The sequence below is a fragment of the Sphingosinicella ginsenosidimutans genome (assembly GCF_007995055.1).
GTDB classification, from domain to species: domain Bacteria; phylum Pseudomonadota; class Alphaproteobacteria; order Sphingomonadales; family Sphingomonadaceae; genus Allosphingosinicella; species Allosphingosinicella ginsenosidimutans.
Genome location: NZ_VOQQ01000001.1, coordinates 649,909 through 667,481 on the forward strand (window position 1 = coordinate 649,909; position 17,573 = coordinate 667,481).

18 protein-coding genes are annotated in these 17,573 nt (G+C 67.4%); 11 read left to right on the plus strand and 7 right to left on the minus strand.

Annotated elements, in window-relative coordinates; all coding sequences use genetic code 11:
* Positions 1–41 precede the first annotated feature (41 nt).
* The gene (locus FRZ32_RS03175) at positions 42–2,105 is read left to right on the plus strand and encodes a 3-hydroxyacyl-CoA dehydrogenase NAD-binding domain-containing protein (protein WP_147042139.1); all 2,064 of its coding nucleotides are present in this window, start codon (positions 42–44) and stop codon (positions 2,103–2,105) included.
* Complete coding sequence (locus FRZ32_RS03180; RefSeq protein WP_147042140.1) at positions 2,102–2,554, plus strand: YybH family protein; 453 nt, start codon at positions 2,102–2,104, stop codon at positions 2,552–2,554. Before FRZ32_RS03175 ends, FRZ32_RS03180 begins: the two co-directional genes overlap by 4 nt.
* Positions 2,555–2,560: 6 nt before the next feature.
* Here FRZ32_RS03180 and FRZ32_RS03185 read toward each other — a convergent pair whose 3' ends face one another.
* Both FRZ32_RS03185 and FRZ32_RS03190 read right to left on the minus strand, forming a co-directional pair.
* Complete coding sequence (locus FRZ32_RS03185; RefSeq protein WP_147042141.1) at positions 2,561–3,646, minus strand: alpha/beta fold hydrolase; 1,086 nt, start codon at positions 3,644–3,646, stop codon at positions 2,561–2,563.
* A 53-nt stretch (positions 3,647–3,699) separates the two neighbouring features.
* Positions 3,700–4,047 (minus strand): ArsC family reductase, encoded by a 348-nt coding sequence (locus FRZ32_RS03190; protein WP_147044305.1) that lies wholly within the window; start codon positions 4,045–4,047, stop codon positions 3,700–3,702.
* A gap of 131 nt (positions 4,048–4,178) precedes the next feature.
* On the opposite strand from FRZ32_RS03190, the gene FRZ32_RS03195 reads away from it, so the two are divergent.
* Both FRZ32_RS03195 and FRZ32_RS03200 read left to right on the plus strand, forming a co-directional pair.
* On the plus strand, positions 4,179–4,607 hold the full coding sequence (locus FRZ32_RS03195; protein ID WP_147042142.1) for a DUF2178 domain-containing protein: 429 nt from the start codon (positions 4,179–4,181) through the stop codon (positions 4,605–4,607).
* On the plus strand, positions 4,600–4,842 hold the full coding sequence (locus FRZ32_RS03200; RefSeq protein ID WP_147042143.1) for a helix-turn-helix transcriptional regulator: 243 nt from the start codon (positions 4,600–4,602) through the stop codon (positions 4,840–4,842). Before FRZ32_RS03195 ends, FRZ32_RS03200 begins: the two co-directional genes overlap by 8 nt.
* Here FRZ32_RS03200 and FRZ32_RS03205 read toward each other — a convergent pair.
* The 4 genes from FRZ32_RS03205 to FRZ32_RS03220 are packed head-to-tail and all read right to left on the minus strand — an operon-like array spanning position 4,839 to position 6,773.
* On the minus strand, positions 4,839–5,429 hold the full coding sequence (locus tag FRZ32_RS03205; protein WP_279379212.1) for a DNA-3-methyladenine glycosylase I: 591 nt from the start codon (positions 5,427–5,429) through the stop codon (positions 4,839–4,841). The genes FRZ32_RS03200 and FRZ32_RS03205 overlap by 4 nt on opposite strands.
* Positions 5,426–5,809: a DUF1801 domain-containing protein gene (locus FRZ32_RS03210; RefSeq protein WP_147042144.1), complete on the minus strand. Its 384-nt coding sequence runs from the start codon at positions 5,807–5,809 to the stop codon at positions 5,426–5,428. Before FRZ32_RS03210 ends, FRZ32_RS03205 begins: the two co-directional genes overlap by 4 nt.
* Before the next feature lie 2 nt (positions 5,810–5,811).
* Entirely contained in the window at positions 5,812–6,228 is a 417-nt protein-coding gene (locus FRZ32_RS03215; RefSeq protein WP_147042145.1) for a VOC family protein, read from the minus strand.
* Positions 6,225–6,773, minus strand: a complete 549-nt coding sequence (locus tag FRZ32_RS03220) for a helix-turn-helix transcriptional regulator (RefSeq protein WP_243445179.1) — start codon at positions 6,771–6,773, stop codon at positions 6,225–6,227. The genes FRZ32_RS03215 and FRZ32_RS03220 overlap by 4 nt, the downstream gene beginning before the upstream one ends.
* 73 nt (positions 6,774–6,846) lie before the next feature.
* Here FRZ32_RS03220 and FRZ32_RS03225 point away from each other — a divergent pair, with 73 nt between their 5' ends.
* A complete protein-coding gene (locus FRZ32_RS03225; RefSeq protein WP_147042146.1) occupies positions 6,847–7,239 on the plus strand; it encodes a GFA family protein in 393 nt (130 codons plus the stop codon).
* Between the two features lie 261 nt (positions 7,240–7,500).
* Positions 7,501–11,220, plus strand: coding sequence for an autotransporter outer membrane beta-barrel domain-containing protein (locus FRZ32_RS03230; protein WP_147042147.1), 3,720 nt, complete (start codon positions 7,501–7,503; stop codon positions 11,218–11,220).
* 547 nt (positions 11,221–11,767) lie between these two features.
* Here the strand turns inward: FRZ32_RS03230 and guaA are convergent.
* Positions 11,768–13,327, minus strand: coding sequence for a glutamine-hydrolyzing GMP synthase (gene guaA, locus FRZ32_RS03240; protein WP_147042149.1), 1,560 nt, complete (start codon positions 13,325–13,327; stop codon positions 11,768–11,770).
* 133 nt (positions 13,328–13,460) lie between these two features.
* Here guaA and FRZ32_RS03250 point away from each other — a divergent pair, with 133 nt between their 5' ends.
* The 5 genes from FRZ32_RS03250 (at position 13,461) to FRZ32_RS03270 (ending at position 17,546) form a co-directional block, all read left to right on the plus strand.
* A complete protein-coding gene (locus FRZ32_RS03250) occupies positions 13,461–14,228 on the plus strand; it encodes a hypothetical protein (RefSeq protein WP_158635816.1) in 768 nt (255 codons plus the stop codon).
* A 101-nt stretch (positions 14,229–14,329) separates the two neighbouring features.
* On the plus strand, positions 14,330–15,988 hold the full coding sequence (locus FRZ32_RS03255; RefSeq protein ID WP_147042152.1) for an alkaline phosphatase family protein: 1,659 nt from the start codon (positions 14,330–14,332) through the stop codon (positions 15,986–15,988).
* A gap of 58 nt (positions 15,989–16,046) precedes the next feature.
* Positions 16,047–16,394, plus strand: coding sequence for an ArsR/SmtB family transcription factor (locus FRZ32_RS03260; RefSeq protein ID WP_147042153.1), 348 nt, complete (start codon positions 16,047–16,049; stop codon positions 16,392–16,394).
* Positions 16,387–16,881, plus strand: a complete 495-nt coding sequence (locus FRZ32_RS03265) for an SRPBCC family protein (protein ID WP_205008239.1) — start codon at positions 16,387–16,389, stop codon at positions 16,879–16,881. The genes FRZ32_RS03260 and FRZ32_RS03265 overlap by 8 nt, the downstream gene beginning before the upstream one ends.
* A complete protein-coding gene (locus FRZ32_RS03270) occupies positions 16,878–17,546 on the plus strand; it encodes a dihydrofolate reductase family protein (RefSeq protein WP_147042155.1) in 669 nt (222 codons plus the stop codon). The genes FRZ32_RS03265 and FRZ32_RS03270 overlap by 4 nt, the downstream gene beginning before the upstream one ends.
* The last annotated feature ends 27 nt before the right edge of the window (positions 17,547–17,573 follow it).

The window sequence follows — 17,573 nt, forward strand, 5'->3', positions numbered from 1 at the left end:
TACGTAAAGAGGCGGCATCGCGGAGGCGAAGGGAGACTCCGATGAGCCCGATTTCCACCAAGATCCATGGCGACATCCTGATCGTCGAGGCGAACAATCCGCCGGTCAACGCGCTCGGCCACGCGGTGCGCGAGGGGCTGGTCAAGGCGATCGAGGCGGCCGATGCCAAGGAGGCGGTGAAAGCGGTCGTCATCATCGGCCTCGGCCAGACCTTCTTCGCCGGCGCGGACATCAGCGAATTCGGCACCCCCAAGGCCTTCGCGCAGCCGGTGCTGCCGCAGGTCGTCGACATCATCGAAAATTGCACCAAGCCGGTGGTCGCCGCGGTCCACGGCACGGCGCTCGGCGGCGGGCTCGAGGTCGCGCTCGCCTGTCATTATCGAGTCGCCGTCCCTTCCGCGAAGTTCGGCGTCCCGGAGGTGAAGCTCGGCATCCTGCCCGGCGCCGGCGGGACGCAGCGCCTGCCGCGCGTCGCCGGCGTCGCGAAGGCGCTGGAAATGGCGACGAGCGGCAATCCGATCGGGGCGAAGGAGGCGCATGACATCGGCCTCGTCGATCGGCTGATCGAGGGCGATCTGGAACAACATGCCGTCGCGTTCGCCGAGGAGGTGCGCGCCATCCGCCCGCTCCCCAAATCGAGCGAGCGCGACGACAAGCTCGCCGAGGCGCGCGCAAATCCGGCCCTGTTCGACGATTTCCGCAAGGCGAACGCGAAGAAGTTCCGCGGCTTCGACGCACCCGAGGCGGTCATAAAGTCGATCGAGGCGGCAGTGGCCAAACCCTATGCCGAAGGCGTGCTCGACGAGCGCAAGCTGTTCATGGAGCTGATGAGCGGCACCCAAGCGAAGGCGCAGCAATATTTCTTCTTCGCCGAGCGCAAGGCCGCGAAGATCGAGGGGCTGCCGGAGGACACCCGCCCGCGCGACATTCGCAAGGTCGGCGTGATCGGTGCCGGCACGATGGGCGGCGGGATCAGCATGAACTTCCTGTCCGCCGGGATCCCGGTCACGATCGTCGAGACGACGCAGGAGGCGCTCGATCGCGGCACCGGCATCATGCTGAAGAATTACGAGGCGACCGCCGCCAAGGGCCGGATGACCGCCGAGCAGGTGGGCCAGGCGATGGCGCTGCTGACGCCGACGCTCGATCTGAATGCGCTCGCCGATTGCGACCTCATCATCGAGGCGGTGTTCGAGAATATGGACGTGAAGAAGGAGATCTTCACGAAGCTCGACGCCATCGCCAGGGCCGGCGCGATCCTCGCCTCCAACACCTCCTATCTCTCGATCGACGAGATCGCCGCGACGACGAAGCGGCCCCAGGACGTGCTCGGCCTCCATTTCTTCTCGCCGGCCAATGTGATGAAGCTGCTGGAGGTCGTGCGCGGCGCGAAGACCGCGCCGGACGTGCTGGTCACCGCGATGCAGCTCGCCAAGCGGATCAGGAAGGTCGCCGTCGTCGCCGGCGTCACCTATGGCTTCATCGGCAACCGGATGCTGATGCCGCGGCAGCTCCAGGCCAACCAGCTCCTTCTGGAAGGCGCGAGCCCGGAGCAGATCGACCGCGTCCATGTCGAATTCGGGATGCCGATGGGCCCGTTCCAGATGGCCGATCTCGCCGGCGTCGATATCGGCTGGCACCGCGATCCCAACCGGATCGAGAATATCCGCGACAAGCTCGCCGCCCTGGGCCGCTGGGGCCAGAAGAAGGGCGCCGGCTATTATGATTATGACGAGAAGCGCCGGCCGACCCCCTCCCCCGTCGTCGCAGAGGTGATCGACGAATGGCGCAAGAAGACGGGCACGGAGCAGCGCGAGATCACCGACCAGGAGATCATCGAGCGCACGCTCTACACGATGGTGAACGAAGGCGCGCTGATCCTGGAAGGCGGCTTCGCCCAGCGCGCGTCGGACATCGATGTGGTGTGGGTCTACGGCTATGGCTGGCCGGTCTATCGCGGCGGCCCGATGTTCTGGGCGGATACCGAGGGCCTGGCGAAGATCGTCGAGGGCCTGAAGCGCCAGCAGCCCCGGCTCGGGCCGGACTTCAGGCTGTCCAGCCTGCTCGTCTCGAAAGCGGAGGCCGGGGAGAAGCTCACCCGATGAGGCGCGCCCTCCTCCTGCCGCTGCTCTTCCTGGCGGCCGCGGCTGCCCAGCCCGCGCCCGATCGCTCGGCCGACGAGGCCGCGATCCGCCATGTGATCGCCGACATGGAGGCGGCGTGGAACCGCGGCGATTTCCGCGGCTACATGGAAGGCTTCGAAAATCCCGGCGTGATCTTCGTCTCGCGCGGCCGGATCCAGGACGGGTGGCAGGGCACGCTCGATCATTACGTCCGCGATTATGGCGGCGATCCCGCCCGGCGCGGCCGGCTTCATTTCTGGGATATCCGCATCGAGATGCTGAGCGACGATGCCGCCCAGCTCGTCAGCCGATACCGGCTCGACGGCGGCGATCACCCCCAGGAGGGCATCAACACCCGGCTGATGCGCAAGGTGGACGGGCGCTGGGTGATCGCCCTCAATCATGTGAGCTCGATCGAGCCGGCCCACTGATCCCGGCTACGAGCCATCACCCGGTCGCTCCGTCCGGCGCAGCAGATCGACGAGCTGGTCCTTCCAGAATCGCGCCCAGGTATGGGTGCCGTGGCCGTGCGTGTCTGCGCTGGCCGGCACGAGGACGTAGCGCGCGGTCGGCATCCGCCCCGCCGCGCGCTCGGCGATGCCGTAGCCGGGCGGGTTGATGAAATCGTCGGCGCTGTTGACCCAGGTCATCGGCACCCGGATCGCCTCCAGCCGCGGCGAGGGATCGTAATTCCGCGAGGCATCGAGCTGATAGATGAGATCGTTGGCGTCGAGCTGGGTCACGGCCTGGTCGATGCGCTGGTCGATATAGGCGTTGGCGGCGTCCCGCGTCGGATATTCGCGCTGCAGCCAAAGCGGCGCCATGCCGGCGATCTGAAGGACGGTCGCGGCGGTGCGCAGGCCGGCGAGCGGCTCGGTGCGGTAATCGCCGCCCTGCCAGGCCGGATCGTGCCGGATCCCCTGAATTGCCGCCTCGCGCCACATCCGGTTGTGCCCGGCAAGCTGCACCGGAAGGCACGCCATCGGCATCGCCGCCCGCGCGAAATCGGGATGCGCCTCGGCCCACACGAAAATGTGCATGCAGCCCATCGACGTGCCCATGGCGAGCCGCAACTGCCCGACATGAAGCGCCGCGAGCATCTGCCGCTGCGCCTCGACCATGTCGTCATAATCATAGGCCGGGAAACGCATCCGCATCCCGTCGCTCGGCTTGGACGAGAGGCCGTGGCCGATATTGTCGGGAAGGATGATGTAATAATGGCGGATGTCGAGCGGTTGGCCCGGCCCGAACAATTCGTCGGCGAACTGGGGCGCGAGGAACTGCCGCCCGGTGCCGCCCGTGCCGTGCAGGATCATCACCGCGTTGTCGATCCGCCCCTGCCCGTCGCGGTGCGGCGCGCCGAGCGTCCAATAGTGGATGCGAAGCTGCGGCAGCACCGCACCCGATCCGAAGCGGAACCCGCGCAGCACCACGTCGCCACCCTGGAGCTGGCCGGCATAATCCGTCTGCGCCACGGCGGGCGCTGCGAGACAGGCGAGAAACAGCAGAACCAGCCAGCGCATCCAGACCTCCTTCTTCCCCGATCGCGGCGACGCCCGCGGCGCCGCCGGTCCTGTCACCCGGCGAACGCCTCCGCATAGGCCGCGGGGCTGAAGCCGAGCAGCCGGCGATCCCCGAGATCGAGCAGCGGCCGTTTGATCATCGAGGGCTGCGCCAGCATCAGCGCGATCGCCTTGCCCTCGTCCAGCCCAGCCTTCTCGGAGTCCGGGAGCTTGCGGAATGTGGTGCCGGCGCGGTTCAGCAGCTTCTCCCACCCGAGTTCACGTGCCCAGCCGGCAAGCCGGTCCCGGTCGATCCCCGCCGTCTTGTAATCATGGAAATCATAAGCGACGCCGCGCGCGTCGAGCCAGGCGCGCGCCTTCTTGACCCTGTCGCAATTGCGGATGCCGTACATGGTGACCATTCCTCCATCTGGCACAGGGTCTCCCCCATCCGAAAGGAAAATTTCTCCGACATGATGTTCGTTATATTTGACATCATGTCCGGTTCGGACTACCCAAAGTTATGACTCATGGACATTGAGGGATGTAACGAATGGCCTTCCGGGAAAAGATTGCGTGGCTCACGCTGGTCACCATGCTCATCGCCTACGGCGCCTATTTCGGTCTCGTCGGGCCCGCCTTCGGCTTTGGCCGGGACAAACTCGTGGACATCATCGTCTCGTTCGGGCTGGTCGCCGCGGCGCAGGCGGTCGCGATGATCCTTGGCAGCATCCTGCTTGCGATCTTGGCGCGGCGCGAGGCCAATGCGCGCCCGGACGAGCGCGACCGGGCGATCGAGCGGCGCGGCGCGTCCCTCGCTTATTATGTGCTGATCTGCGGCATGATCCTGGTCGGGATCGTGATGCCGTTCAGCGAGGCGCCGTGGAAGATCATCAACGCCGCGCTCGCCGCGATCGTGATCGCCGAGGCGGTGCATCACGGCTCCGTCCTTTTGAGCTATCGGCGCGGCTGGCATGGCTAGGCGCGTCCTCACCAACCGGATCCGCACGCTTCGCTTCCTCGCCGGCGAGATGACGCAGGCGGAGCTCGGCGAACGGATCGGCGTCACCCGCCAGACCGTCGCGGCGATCGAGCAGGGCAAATATTCGCCGACGCTGGAAACCGCCTTCCGCATCGCCGACGTGTTCGGCGTGACGCTCGACGAGGTGTTCGCATGGGGCGAAGCGGGCGCGCCGAACGCGCCGCGCCCGGATTAAAGCGGGCGACCGTCCATCACGGCATCGCGCCGGAAGCAGGTTTCGGCATGGTCGTTGACGATGCCGACCGCCTGCATCCAGGCGTAGACGATCACCGGCCCCACGAACTTGAACCCGCGCCGTTTCAGCTCGCGCGAGATCGTCTCTGACAGGGGCGTCTTCGCCGGAAAGCTCCGGCCGTCGCCCGTCACCACGCGGCCATCGGTGAACCCCCAGCAGAAGGCGGCGAAATCCTCGCCCGCCGCCTCCATCTCGCAATAGATCCGCGCCGCGTGGATCGTCGATTCGATCTTCGCGCGCGAACGGATGATGCCCGGATCGGCAAGGAGGCGCGCGACATCGGCTTCGTCATAGCGCGCCACGTTCCGCGGGACGAAGCCGTCAAAGGCGGCGCGGAACGCCTCGCGCTTGCGCAGCACCGTGATCCAGGCGAGCCCCGCCTGGAACCCGTCGAGCATCAGCTTTTCCCACAGCGCCCGCGAATCGCGCTCGGGCACGCCCCATTCGGCGTCATGATAAGCGCGCATCAGCGGATCGCCGGCGGCCCAGGCGCAGCGCGCGCCGGCATGACGATCGTCCGGCGTCACCGGTTCGCGGCGACGGCCGCGCGCACCAGCGCCGCGAGCGCCGTCTCGTCCACCTCGTCGCCTTCGAAAAAGTCGATCGCGCGCCGCGTGCCGCCGTCGAGGCTCGCATTGAACAGGCCCGCAGGATCGTCGAGCGACGCGCCGCGCATGAAGGTGAGCTTCACCTTGTCGCGATAGGTTTCGCCCGTGCACAGGATGCCGTGATGCTCCCAGATCGGCACGCCCGCCGGGTTGGAGGGCTTGCGCCACTTCACCGTCTCGACGATCGCCGGATCGGCCGCGCGGATGATCCGCCGCAGCCGCGCCAGCATCTCGCCACGCCAGTCCCCGAGCGATGCGATCTTCGCATCGATCAGCGCGGAGGCGCTTTCTTCGGCCATGTTCATCCTTTCTCCGGCCGGGCCTGGATCATCTTCCACCCATTGCCTGACGGATCGCGGAAACCCGCGTCCACCGTGCCATAGCGATCGACCGGCGGCTGTGTAAATTCGACCCCGGCCGCCTTCATCCTCTCATAGGCGGCGCGGCAATCGTCGACGATCAGGACGAGCGGCGGCATCGCCCCCTTCGCAACAAGCTCGCGCACCTGTTCCACGGTCGCCGGATCGAGCATCGGCGCCTGCGGCGTGAACAGGCCCAGCTGGAAGAAGGGCTGATCGGGATGGCGGACGGTGAGCCATCGGAAATCGCCGTTCCTCACGTCGGCATCGATCGAAAAGCCGAGCTTGTTCACATAGAAATCGACGGCCTCGTCCTGATCGCGGACATAGATGCCGGCCACCTGCACACCCTGGGTCATCGAACCTCCTTCGGTCGGGATGCGGCCGGCCTAGCCGGGGCGCGCGCGCGGCGCTTCTCCGAAACTGCTATTCTGAGGTCGGGCCGATGCGCGGCGCTGAGCACGCAGGCCGGCACCGCGTCGAGCCGGCGCGCCTCCGCCCTCGCCCGGACGCGGAAGGCGCGCGGGCTCTCCGCGGTGACGTCGCGAAAGGTGCGCCCGAACGTGCCGAGGCTGTTCCAGCCCGACTGGAAGGCGATTTCGGTGATCGAAAGGTCCGTCTCGCGAAGCAGGGCCATGGCGCGTTCGATCCGCCGCGTCAGATGGTAGCGATGCGGCGGGACTCCGAAGGCGTCGCGGAACGAGCGGGCGAAATGGGCCTCGGACACCCCGCTGACCCGCGCCAGCCTGGGCACCGTCCAATCCTCGTGCGGGGCGGCGTCGATCCGGTCGCGCGCGCGCAGCAGACGGCGAAGCAGCAACGGGCCGGGCCGCATGGACGCGCCCCGGCCGCCGCGCGAGGCGGCACGCACCTCCGCGGCATCCGGAGCTGGGCGCTTGTCCAATGGCATGGCTCCTCCAGCGATGCAGGATCGTTGGGCGTCGTGATAGGTGGTTGTTGTTTGGAGGAGAAGCGAGGTGGAGCAATATCGTGGCGGGTGCCTGTGCGGCGATGTGAGGATCGCGGCGGCGGGGCGACCTTACCGCGTCGGCCTGTGCCACTGTCTCGATTGCCGCAAGCATCATGGCGCGCTCTTCTACGCGGCCGCCAGCTTCCCCGAAGCAGCGGTCGAGATCAGCGGAGAGACGCGCGCCTATCGCGGCCGGAATTTCTGCCCGCGCTGCGGCTCGTCCGTCTTTGCGCGCTCCGGCGACGAGATCGAGGTCCACCTCGGATCGCTCGACGCGCCCGACCAGCTGACGCCCACCTACGAGTGTTGGACGATCCGCCGCGAATCCTGGCTCCCGCCATTTCCGCTCGAACGCTCCTACGAACGCGATCGCGAAGCGACAGATCCCTTCGACGGGTGACAGGCTTGAGGGGCGCAGGGACGATCCCCCGCTCGCTCGCCCGATCTGGTCCATTCCGGTGATATCTCCGGCAGGCTGAGGCCAATGGGCCTGGCTGTTTCCGGACGACCCAACCCCTCGGCACATGCTCCTTGTCTTGCCACCACGAGCGGGTCGGCGATGCGGGTTCACGCGGTCGTACAATTAGAATTTTGCTAACTATTCATAAAGATAGCTCAGGCTTCTCGATCTGAACGATCCACGAAAAGAGGAGTGAGCCGAATGCGCGCCAACACGGTGAGGACGCTTGCTGCCGTTCCGGGCTTCAACGCCGATTTGCGGCGGGCCCTCCTCGGTTCCGCCGCCAGCCATCGCTGCCTCCTGGCCATCGCGGCGACGGCACTGCTGGTCCCCGCCCCGGCGCTCGCGCAATGCGCTGCGCCGCCCGCGGCGGTGAACCTTGCCTCGGGTTCCTGTGACGATCCGGCGTTCACGACGCGGGAGAGCCCGGGAACCGTCGTCGATGTCACCGGCAATGGACGCTACAGCGCCACAGCCACCAACCTTCTCGTGACCGACAGCGGCTATGGCGCGCGCGCGGCCGATAACGGGACGATAGTCCTGACCGGCAGCGGCGACAGCCTCACCGAGATCACGACCTATGGCGCGGGCAGCCACGGGCTCGTTGCACAGGACGGGGGACAGATCACCGGCGACAACACGTCCGTCTACACGAACGATGCCGACGCCTATGGCCTGGAGGCGACTGGCGAGGGAAGCGGGATCACGCTGACCGACAGCGGGATCAACACCTATGGCGATGGCGCATATGGCGCCCACGCCGCCAGCGGCGCGACCATCTCCCTGACCCGCTCGGATATCCAGACCTACGGCGTGGGCGCGTCCGCGGTCGTGGCGGAAGCCGGGGGCTCGGTCAGCCTCGACACGATGAGCACCTTCAGCAGCGGCGATGGCGCGCTGGGCGCGATGGTCTCGGGCGCCGGCAGCAGCCTCATTCTCAATTACGGCTACCTCAACACGTTCGGCAATGACAGCACCGGGTTGCTCGTCACGGACGGGGGCACGGCCACGCTCAACGGCGGCGCGGTAACGACCGGCGACTATTTCGGGGACATCGTTGTCGCCAACTCACCGGCGATCGTGGCTCGGGGCGTCGGCAGCAGCATCCAGGTCGGCAGCGGGGCGACCGCCGCGACTTATGGCGCGAACAGCCCTGGCCTGTGGGCCGATGCCGGAGCGACAATCGACTTCGCTGGCTACGGCGTCTTCACCTACCAGCCCGATTCCGCCGGCGCCATCGCAAGCGGATCGGGAAGCCGGGTCACGCTGACCAATACGATCGTGCGAACCTCCGGCCCCGCCAGCGCCGGCGTGCTCGTCAACGGCGCGGGAACGGTCAGCGTGACCGGCAGCGAGATCACCAGCGGATACATTGTCGGCGGCAGCAACCCGCCGGTTCTCCAGTTCCCGGACTCCGAGACAGGGCTGGAATCCGCGGGCGTGGACGTGATCGGAACCGGCAGCCGGCTGGAGGCCGAGAATGACACGATCACCACGAATGGCGACGGCGCGATCGGCGTCAGGGTCAGCCAAGGCGCCACCGCGTCGATCACCGGCAGCGCCATCTTCACCAACGGTGCCGATACGGCCGCCGTCGGCGGCGCCGACGGCGTACGCGCGACCGATGACGGCAGCAGCGTCGCCCTCTCCGACAGCTTGATCACGACCACGAACATCAACGCCGTCGGGGTCCATGCGATGGCGGGCGGCGCGATCGCGGCGGCGGATGTGACGATCGCCACGCAAGGCCGGAATGGCCACGGCGCCGAGGCTGAGGATGCCGGCAGCACCATCATCCTGGCGCGCGCCACGATCACGACCGACGGCGACGCCGCCGCCGGACTCCTCGCCAGCAACGCGGGCGGCGTGGAGATCGCCGATGGCTCGATCGCCACCACAGGCAACGGCGCGCATGGTCTTGCGGCCATCGACGGCGGCGCGCTCACCGCCTCTCAAACCGCGGTGACGGTGACCGGCGCCGGATCGTCGCCGATCTATCTCGCCGGCAGCGCGCCGGGCACGATCTCGATCACCGGCGGCAGCCTCGGCGCCGCCAATGGCGCGATCGTCCTCGCCGAGGGCGGCACCGGCACCGTCTCGATCAGCGGCGGCACCGAAATCGTCCCGGCCACGGTGAACGACCGGCCGCTTCTGGCCTATGTGACCGAGGACGAGATCGGGGCGCCAAGCAACCTGACCCTGAACATCACCGGCCTTGCCGCCCTCACCGGCGACATTGTCGTCGATCCATCGACCCTCGCCTTCAACCTCGGCGACAGTGATTGGACCGGCGATCTGGTACTGATCGGCCCCGACAATATCGCCAGCATCAACCTGAACGGGTCGCAATGGACCGGCGACCTGCTGGCGGATGGCGGCAACAGCGCCGACGTGACGCTGGCGCAGGACAGTTCCTGGACCGGGTTCGCGCGCAACGCGACCAATGTCACGATCGACGCCGGCAGCGCCTGGAACATCACCGGGGATTCCAACGCGGCCGGAATCGTCGGCAATGCCGGCCTGGTCCAATTCCTGGCGCGGCCCGACGCCTACACCACGTTGACGGTCGGCAACTACACCGGGAGCGCGGGGAGCCGCATCGCATTCAACACCTATCTCGGTGCCGACGATTCACCGACCAACCTGCTGGTGATCAACGGGGGCCAGGCCAGCGGCACCTCATCGGTGCTGATCAACAACAGCGGCGGCCCTGGCGCGCAGACACTCGGAGACGGCATTCGGCTGGTGGAGGTGACCAACGGCGGCACCACCACGACCGACGCCTTCGTCCTTGGCCAGCGCGTCGCCGCCGGCGCTTACGAATATGAGCTCTTCCGCGGCGGCAGCACGGATCCCAACGACTGGTTCCTGCGCTCCCATCTCATCGACACCTCGGCGGGCCCGACGACGCCGGGAGGCCCCGATATTCCGCTCTTCCGGCCGGAAGTCCCGCTCTATGCGCCGATCCCGGCACTATCGAGGCAGCTGGGGCTTGCGACGCTTGGCACGCTGCACGAGCGCGTCGGCGAGGAGGAGAATCTGCGCGGCGTCCCGGAACCGCGCGCTTATGCCAACGGCGCCTGGGGTCGGGTGCTCGGGGAGCGCATGAACAGCCGCTGGAGCGGGACGGCGGATTCAAGGGCGGACGGAAGCCTGTTCGGGCTTCAGGCGGGCATCGATATCCTGCGGCGGACGACGCGCGGCGGTCACCGCGACCATGTCGGTGTCTATGTCGCTTACGCGGACTATCGCTCCTCCTCGATCCGTGGCTTCGCGATGGGCGAGCAGGACCTGCCGGTCGGGCGGCTCAGGATGAACGGCCCGTCGGTCGGCGCCTATTGGACGCATTTCGGCCCGAGCGGCTGGTATCTCGACGCGGTGATCCAGAAGAGCTGGTACGACGCGAAGGCGATCTCCCTCTATGGCGAGGAGATCTCGACCGATGCGACGGGATATGCAGCGTCACTCGAGGCCGGCTACCCGATCCGCTGGGGAGCGGATCATGCCTGGCTGATCGAGCCTCAGGCGCAGATCGTCTACCAGGGCGGCGTGTCGGTGGACGGGACGCAGGACCGCTATTCAACCGTGGACTGGGATCCGGGCAACGCCTGGACCGGCCGGCTTGGAGCGCGGCTCCAATATAGTGCGCGCGACGCCCGCGGGACGCTCTGGCAGCCCTATGCCCGGATCAATCTGTGGCACGCCTTCTCCGGCATCGACGCCGCATTCTTCGGATCGCCCTCATCGGCCATCGAGACCCGTTTTGGCGACACATCTCTGGAGGCCGAGGGCGGATTCACCGCGCGGGCAAACCGGAATGTGAGCTTCTACGCCCAGGCCGGCTATCGTCGATCGATCGACGGCGGCCGCAGCCGCCAGAGCGCGACCGCCGGCTCTTTCGGCATTCGGCTCAACTGGTGATCCGCCGCGGTTCGGGGGGCAGGCCCTCAGCAACGACAGGTGATGCCGGGCCCGCCGGACGGGGCGAAATCCACGACCGAAACGACGCCATTACCGCCGTTCGTGGCCCTCACGCCCACTCCAACGGGCATCATTTTTCTATATGAATCAATCGATTATGGCTATGCGGCTGGGCAATGCCATGAGCAATGCCATGCCAAGGATATGCTTCTAGCCAAATAGTCGCGTGCGTTCCTCTGATTTGACAGGCGCGACCGCCTTCCGGCCCGGCGCCACGGTGCCGGCATTGGTCACCGCGCCGATGATGTTCGACGAGAGGCCGCCTTCGTTCGACGCCGTCCCCGCGAAGATCGGGGCGATACAAGAAACGATAAACGCAGAACGCAGGGCGCTGCTGGGGAGCCTCGATCGGGAAGTCTGCATTATAGGACGATGGGATCGACGGCTCCGATCTCTGCCCCCCGACAGATGTCGCCGGAATATTTATTTTTTATCTGTGGTTAAGTCGTCTTTGGCGTGATTCTGAATATGGCCGGACAGGCCAAAATCATTCCCACTCGATCGTCCCGGGCGGCTTCGAGGTATAGTCGTAGACGACCCGGTTGATCCCCTGGACTTCGTTGACGATCCGGGTCGCGACGCGGCTGAGGAAGGCGGGATCGAAGGGATAGACGTCGGCGGTCATGCCGTCGACCGAGGTGACGGCGCGCAGGCCGCACACTGAATCGTAAGTGCGGTGATCGCCCATGACCCCGACGGTGCGGACGGGGAGCAGCACGGCGAAAGCCTGCCAGATCGCGTCGTAAAGCCCGGCGTTGCGGATTTCCTCGAGATAGATGGCGTCGGCCTTGCGGAGGATGTCGCATCGCTCCTTCGTCACCTCGCCCGGGATGCGGATGGCGAGGCCCGGCCCCGGGAAGGGATGACGGCCGACGAACGCGTCGGTGAGGCCGAGTTCCCGGCCGAGCAGGCGGACCTCGTCCTTGAACAGCTCGCGAAGCGGCTCGACCAGCTTCATGTTCATCCGCTCGGGCAGGCCGCCGACATTGTGGTGGCTCTTGATCGTGACCGACGGGCCGCCGGTGAAGCTGACGCTCTCGATCACGTCGGGATAGAGCGTCCCCTGGGCGAGGAACTCGACATTGCCGATCTTGCGCGCTTCCTCCTCGAACACCTCGATGAACGTCTTGCCGATGAACTTGCGCTTGGCCTCGGGATCGGTGACCCCCGCCAGCCCGTCCAGGAACAGCGCCTCCGCATTCACGTGGACGAGCGGGATATTATAATGGTTGCGGAACAGCGAGACGACCTGCTCGCTCTCGCCGGCGCGCATCAGCCCGTGATCGACATAGACGCAGGTGAGCTGATCGCCGATCGCCTCATGGATCAGCACCGCGGCAACCGATGAATCGACGCCGCCCGACAGGCCGCAGATCACCCTGCCCTTGCCGACCTGCTCGCGGATCTCCTCGATCTTGGCGGCGCGGAAGCCGGCCATCGTCCAGTCGCCGGCGAGCCCGCAGACATGGCGGACGAAATTGGCGATGAGACGGCCGCCGTCGGGCGTGTGGACGACCTCCGGATGGAACTGGACGCCGTAGAAGCGGCGGTTCTCGTCGGCGGTGATCGCGAAGGGCGCGCCTTCCGAAACCGCGATCGGATGGAAGCCGTCGGGCAGGCGCGTCACCTTGTCGCCGTGGCTCATCCACACCTGGTGGCGCTCGCCCTCCTTCCACAGGCCGTCGAACAGCGCCGAGCGATCCTTGACCTCGACGAAGGCACGGCCGAACTCCCCGCCCTCACCCGAGACGACGACCTCGCCGCCGAGTTGCTTGCACATCGTCTGCTGGCCGTAGCAGATGCCGAGGATCGGGATGCCGGCCGTGTAGAAACGCGTCGGCGCGGAGGGCGCGTCCGCCTCGGTCACCGAGGCTGGGCCGCCGGAAAGGATCAGGCCCCTGGGCGACAGCCGGTCGAAGGCCGCGTCCGCGGACTGGAATGGCGCGATCTCGCAATAGACCCCGGCCTCGCGGACCCTGCGCGCGATGAGCTGGGTCACCTGGCTGCCGAAATCGACGATGAGGATGGAATCGCTGTGGCCCGTCATGGCCGGTCGATAGGGAGCGCGCCTTTCCCTGTAAAGCAGCGTCGTCTTCAGAAAAACGTGAGGGTTTCGCGAAGACGCGCGGCGCGCCCATCGGCCATCCTCCCCGCAGATCAACCGCTGAAAGGAAGGACCGATGCAGGGCAGGATCTTGGGCTTCGACGAAGCCGCGGGCACGGGCATGATTTCGGGCGAGGACGGCCGCCGCTATCGTTTCGCCAAGGCCGACTGGCGCGGCGGCGGTGCACCGCGCGCCGGCGCCGCAGTGGATTTCGACGCGAACGGCGATGCCGCGGCGGACATCTATCCGGCCGTCGCCGCACGCGCCGCGGGGGCGGCGCCGGCCGTGACCCTGCCCCCGGATGCCGCCGCGAAGATCAAGGCATTGTTCACCGAGAGCCTGGCGACGCCGCTGGCGCTCGTCATCATCGTCGCCTGCTTCCTCCCGGCGCTGACCACGCCGATTCACAGCGTTTCGCTGTTCGGGCTCGATTCGACGATCGGCCGCTCCGTCGGCGCCGCCGCCGCCTTCATGGGCAACGGCTCCGTGTCGGGCGTGTCGGGGCTCCTCGTGCTTCGTTTTCTCGCGCCGCTCGCGGCGGTCGCGCTGATCGTGCTGGACTGGCTCGGAAAGCCGCTCAACCTTCCGATGATCGTCACCGGCGCGGTCGCGATCCTCGTCGGCCTGATCGTCTTCGCCTACAAGAGCGCGATCGTTTCGACCTTCGATCGGGTGACGAGCGGCCTTTCGAGCTTCGGGGTTCCGAGCCCCGGCGACATGATCGGCGTCGGCTTCGGCGTCTGGCTGCTCGGAATCGCCGGCATCGCGCTGATCGTCGCGGGCATCGGCAAGATCCACAACCCGTTGCGCTCTGGGGAAAGCGCATCCGCAGGCGGCGACTGAGTCGGTCCGTCCGCTGCCGGCGGGCCACGGCCGTGCGACGATGTTTGAATCGTCACACGGTCGTGGCATTGGCGGATTCATCCCGATCCGGAAGGAATGTGATGAAGCCGCCGATCCTTGCCGCCGCCCTCCTTGCCTCCCTTGTCGCCGCGCCTGGCGGCGCCGTGCAGCCCGGCCCCGCGCCGGCATCGGCGCCCGCCCCGTCCGGCCCGCCGAAGCTGCTGATCGTGATCTCCGTCGATCAGTTTTCGGCCGATCTCTACAATGAATATCGGCAATATTTCACCGGCGGGCTCGGCCGGCTCAGCCACGGCATGGTCTTTCCGATGGGGTTCCAGAGCCATGCGGCGACGGAAACCTGCCCCGGCCATTCCACCATCCTGACCGGCGACCGGCCGGCGCGCACCGGGATCGTCGCCAACGAATGGATCGATCAGGGCGCGGCGCGCGACGACAAGAAAATCTATTGCGCCGAGGACGAGACGGCACCGGGCAGCACATCCGATCATTATACCGTCTCCGACCGGCACCTGCGCGTTCCGACGCTGGGCGATCTCATGCGGCGCGCCGATCCCCGCTCCCGCTCCGTTGCCGTCGCCGGCAAGGATCGCGCCGCGATCATGATGGGCGGCCACGATCCGAACACCCGCTGGTGGTGGGACGGCCGGACCTTCGTCGCCCGCGCCGGGGTGGCCGCGACGCCGGCGATGGACAGCGTCAACCGGATGGTGGCCGAGGAGATCGCCAGCGGCCGTACCGCGACCCCGATCACCGGCATCTGCGAATCGCGCCGGCGCGCCATCCAGGCCAATGGCCGCACGGTCGGCGACGGGGCCTTCGCCCGTGCCCCGGGGGATCGTTCGGCCTTCCGCGCTTCGCCCGATTTCGACCGCGCGATCGTGGCGCTGGCCGCCGGCGTCCGCGACGAGATGCACCTTGGCGAAGGACCGGCGACCGATCTGCTCGCCATCGGCGTCTCCGCGACCGACTATGTCGGCCACGGCTTCGGCACCCAGGGCAGCGAGATGTGCATGCAGCTGATGGCGCTGGATCGCACGCTCGGCGAGTTCTTCGATCGACTCGACGCCGCCCATATCGATTATGCCGTGGCGCTGACCGCCGACCATGGCGGGCTCGACCTGCCCGAGCGCGCGCGCGACGAGGCGATCCCGGAGGCGCAGCGCGCCGATCCGGCGCTCAACGCGACCGCGATGGGCCGCGCGATCGCGCAGCAGCTCGGCCTGCCCGGCCCCGTCCTGTTCGGCGACACGTTCGGGGATGTGTGGGTCGATCGTGCCCTCCCGCCCGCCGATCGCGCCCGGGCGATCGCCGCCGCGCTCGCCGCCTATCGCGCCCACCCGCAGGTCGCGCTCGCTTTGTCGCGCGACGAGATCGCGGCCGCGCCAGCGCCGGCCGGCCCGCCCGAGAGTTGGAGCCTCCTGCAGCGGCTGCGCGCATCCTACGATCCGGAGCGGTCGGGCGATCTCTATGTGGTCCTGAAGCCCCGCGTGACCCCGATTTCCGAAAACAGCCGGAGCAGCGCCGTCGCGACCCATGGCAGCATCTGGGATTATGACCGTCGGGTGCCGATCCTGTTCTGGCGACGCGGCATGACGCCGTTCGAGCAGCCGATGAGCGTCGAGACGGTGGACATCATGCCGACGCTCGCCGGACTCATCGGCCTGCCTCTCGCCCCCGGTTCGGTCGACGGGCGCTGCCTCGACCTCGACGCCGGCCCGGGAACGACCTGCCCACAATAGTTAAGTAACTGCTGAACTTTTCCTTGCGACAGATGTCATTGGGCGATTAGTTAAGCGAATGCTTAACGATTCGCTTCTGCTCGATCGCGCCTTCCAGGCGCTCGCCGATCCGGCACGGCGCGACATGCTGGAGAGGCTGGCCCAGGGCCCCGCCACCGTCAGTGAGCTTGGCCGGCCACTCCCGATGAGCCTTCCTGCCGTCCTCCAGCATCTCAAGGTGCTTGAGGAGAGCGGCCTCGTCCGCTCGACCAAGCAGGGCCGCATACGAACGTGCCGCATCGAGCCGGCCGCCTTCGCCGCCGCCTACACCTGGATCGCCGAGCAGCGGGCAATCTGGGAGGCGCGGCTCGATCGCTTCGAAGACTATCTCGCAACGCTCACAAACCCGGAGACGAATGATGGCTGACGAACTTGACCTTGTCGTCGAGCGCACGCTCGATGCGCCACGCGATCTTGTCTGGAAAGCATGGACCAGCCCCGAACATATCAGCAAATGGTGGGCGCCCCGCCCCTATCAGACGCCGGAGGTCGAGATCGAGCTGGTCCCGGGCGGGATTTTCCGCACCCGCATGACCGGCCCGGACGGATTCGATTCGACCGGGACCGGCTGCATCCTCGCCGTCGACGAGGGCCGGCGGATCGTGTGGACGAGCGCGCTTGGGCCGGGCTGGCGGCCGAATGACGGGTTCGAGGCGGATTGCGGCGGATTCCCCTTCACCGCGATCGTCACATTCGAGGATGCGCCTGGGGACAAGACCCTTTACCGGGCGCTCGCGATGCACCGCAACGGCGCCGACCGCGAGACCCACGCGAAAATGGGCTTCTCCGAGGGCTGGGGCACCTGCGCCGACCAACTCGGCGAGGTCGCGAAGAGCCTGGGAGCCGGCAGATGAGGCGCCTCCTCGTTTCCGCCTTCATTAGCCTGGACGGCGTCATGCAGGCGCCCGGCGCGCCCGAGGAGGACCGGTCCGGAGGATTCGCCCATGGCGGCTGGACCTTTCCGCTGTCCGACGAAGCGGTCGGCGCGGCGATCGGGGCGCTGTTCGACCGGCCGTTCGATCTCCTGCTCGGGCGCAGGACCTACGAGATTTTCGCGTCCTACTGGCCGTTCATGACGCACACGCCGTTTGGCGCGCTCTTCCAGAATGTCACCAAATATGTCGCGACCCGCGCCGACAGCCTGGCCATCCCCTGGGAGAACAGCGTGCGGATCGAGGGCGAGGCGGCGGAGGCGATCGCGCGCCTGAAGCGCCAGGACGGTCCCGACCTGATCGTGCAGGGAAGCGCGAACCTCAACCAGACATTGCTCGCGAACGGCCTGATCGACGAGCTTACGCTGCTGACCTATCCGGTCCTGCTCGGCGCCGGCAAACGCCTGTTCGCCGAGGGCACGCGGCCGGTCACGCTCGCGCTCGTCGAAAGCACGACCTCGCCCAGCGGGGTCACGATCAGCCGCTATCGCCCCGCCGGGCCGGTCGAGACCGGCTCGTTCGGCGAGCTCCCGGAGCTGAATGAATATGAGAGGGAGCGGCGCGCGCGCTTCGCCGCTGAAAGCTGAGCAATGTCCCCTCCCTGCGCACAGGGA

Coding starts and splice junctions, on each gene's coding strand:
- FRZ32_RS03200 (WP_147042143.1), top strand. CDS start 4,600: ATGGCTAGGCGCGTCCTCACCAACCGGATCCGCACGCTTCGCTTCCTC.
- FRZ32_RS03185 (WP_147042141.1), bottom strand. CDS start 3,646: ATGCGCTGGCTGGTTCTGCTGTTTCTCGCCTGTCTCGCAGCGCCCGCC.
- FRZ32_RS03210 (WP_147042144.1), bottom strand. CDS start 5,809: ATGGCCGAAGAAAGCGCCTCCGCGCTGATCGATGCGAAGATCGCATCG.
- FRZ32_RS03230 (WP_147042147.1), top strand. CDS start 7,501: ATGCGCGCCAACACGGTGAGGACGCTTGCTGCCGTTCCGGGCTTCAAC.
- FRZ32_RS03255 (WP_147042152.1), top strand. CDS start 14,330: ATGAAGCCGCCGATCCTTGCCGCCGCCCTCCTTGCCTCCCTTGTCGCC.
- FRZ32_RS03270 (WP_147042155.1), top strand. CDS start 16,878: ATGAGGCGCCTCCTCGTTTCCGCCTTCATTAGCCTGGACGGCGTCATG.
- FRZ32_RS03195 (WP_147042142.1), top strand. CDS start 4,179: ATGGCCTTCCGGGAAAAGATTGCGTGGCTCACGCTGGTCACCATGCTC.
- FRZ32_RS03190 (WP_147044305.1), bottom strand. CDS start 4,047: ATGGTCACCATGTACGGCATCCGCAATTGCGACAGGGTCAAGAAGGCG.
- guaA (WP_147042149.1), bottom strand. CDS start 13,327: ATGACGGGCCACAGCGATTCCATCCTCATCGTCGATTTCGGCAGCCAG.
- FRZ32_RS03175 (WP_147042139.1), top strand. CDS start 42: ATGAGCCCGATTTCCACCAAGATCCATGGCGACATCCTGATCGTCGAG.
- FRZ32_RS03180 (WP_147042140.1), top strand. CDS start 2,102: ATGAGGCGCGCCCTCCTCCTGCCGCTGCTCTTCCTGGCGGCCGCGGCT.
- FRZ32_RS03250 (WP_158635816.1), top strand. CDS start 13,461: ATGCAGGGCAGGATCTTGGGCTTCGACGAAGCCGCGGGCACGGGCATG.
- FRZ32_RS03260 (WP_147042153.1), top strand. CDS start 16,047: ATGCTTAACGATTCGCTTCTGCTCGATCGCGCCTTCCAGGCGCTCGCC.
- FRZ32_RS03265 (WP_205008239.1), top strand. CDS start 16,387: ATGGCTGACGAACTTGACCTTGTCGTCGAGCGCACGCTCGATGCGCCA.
- FRZ32_RS03215 (WP_147042145.1), bottom strand. CDS start 6,228: ATGACCCAGGGTGTGCAGGTGGCCGGCATCTATGTCCGCGATCAGGAC.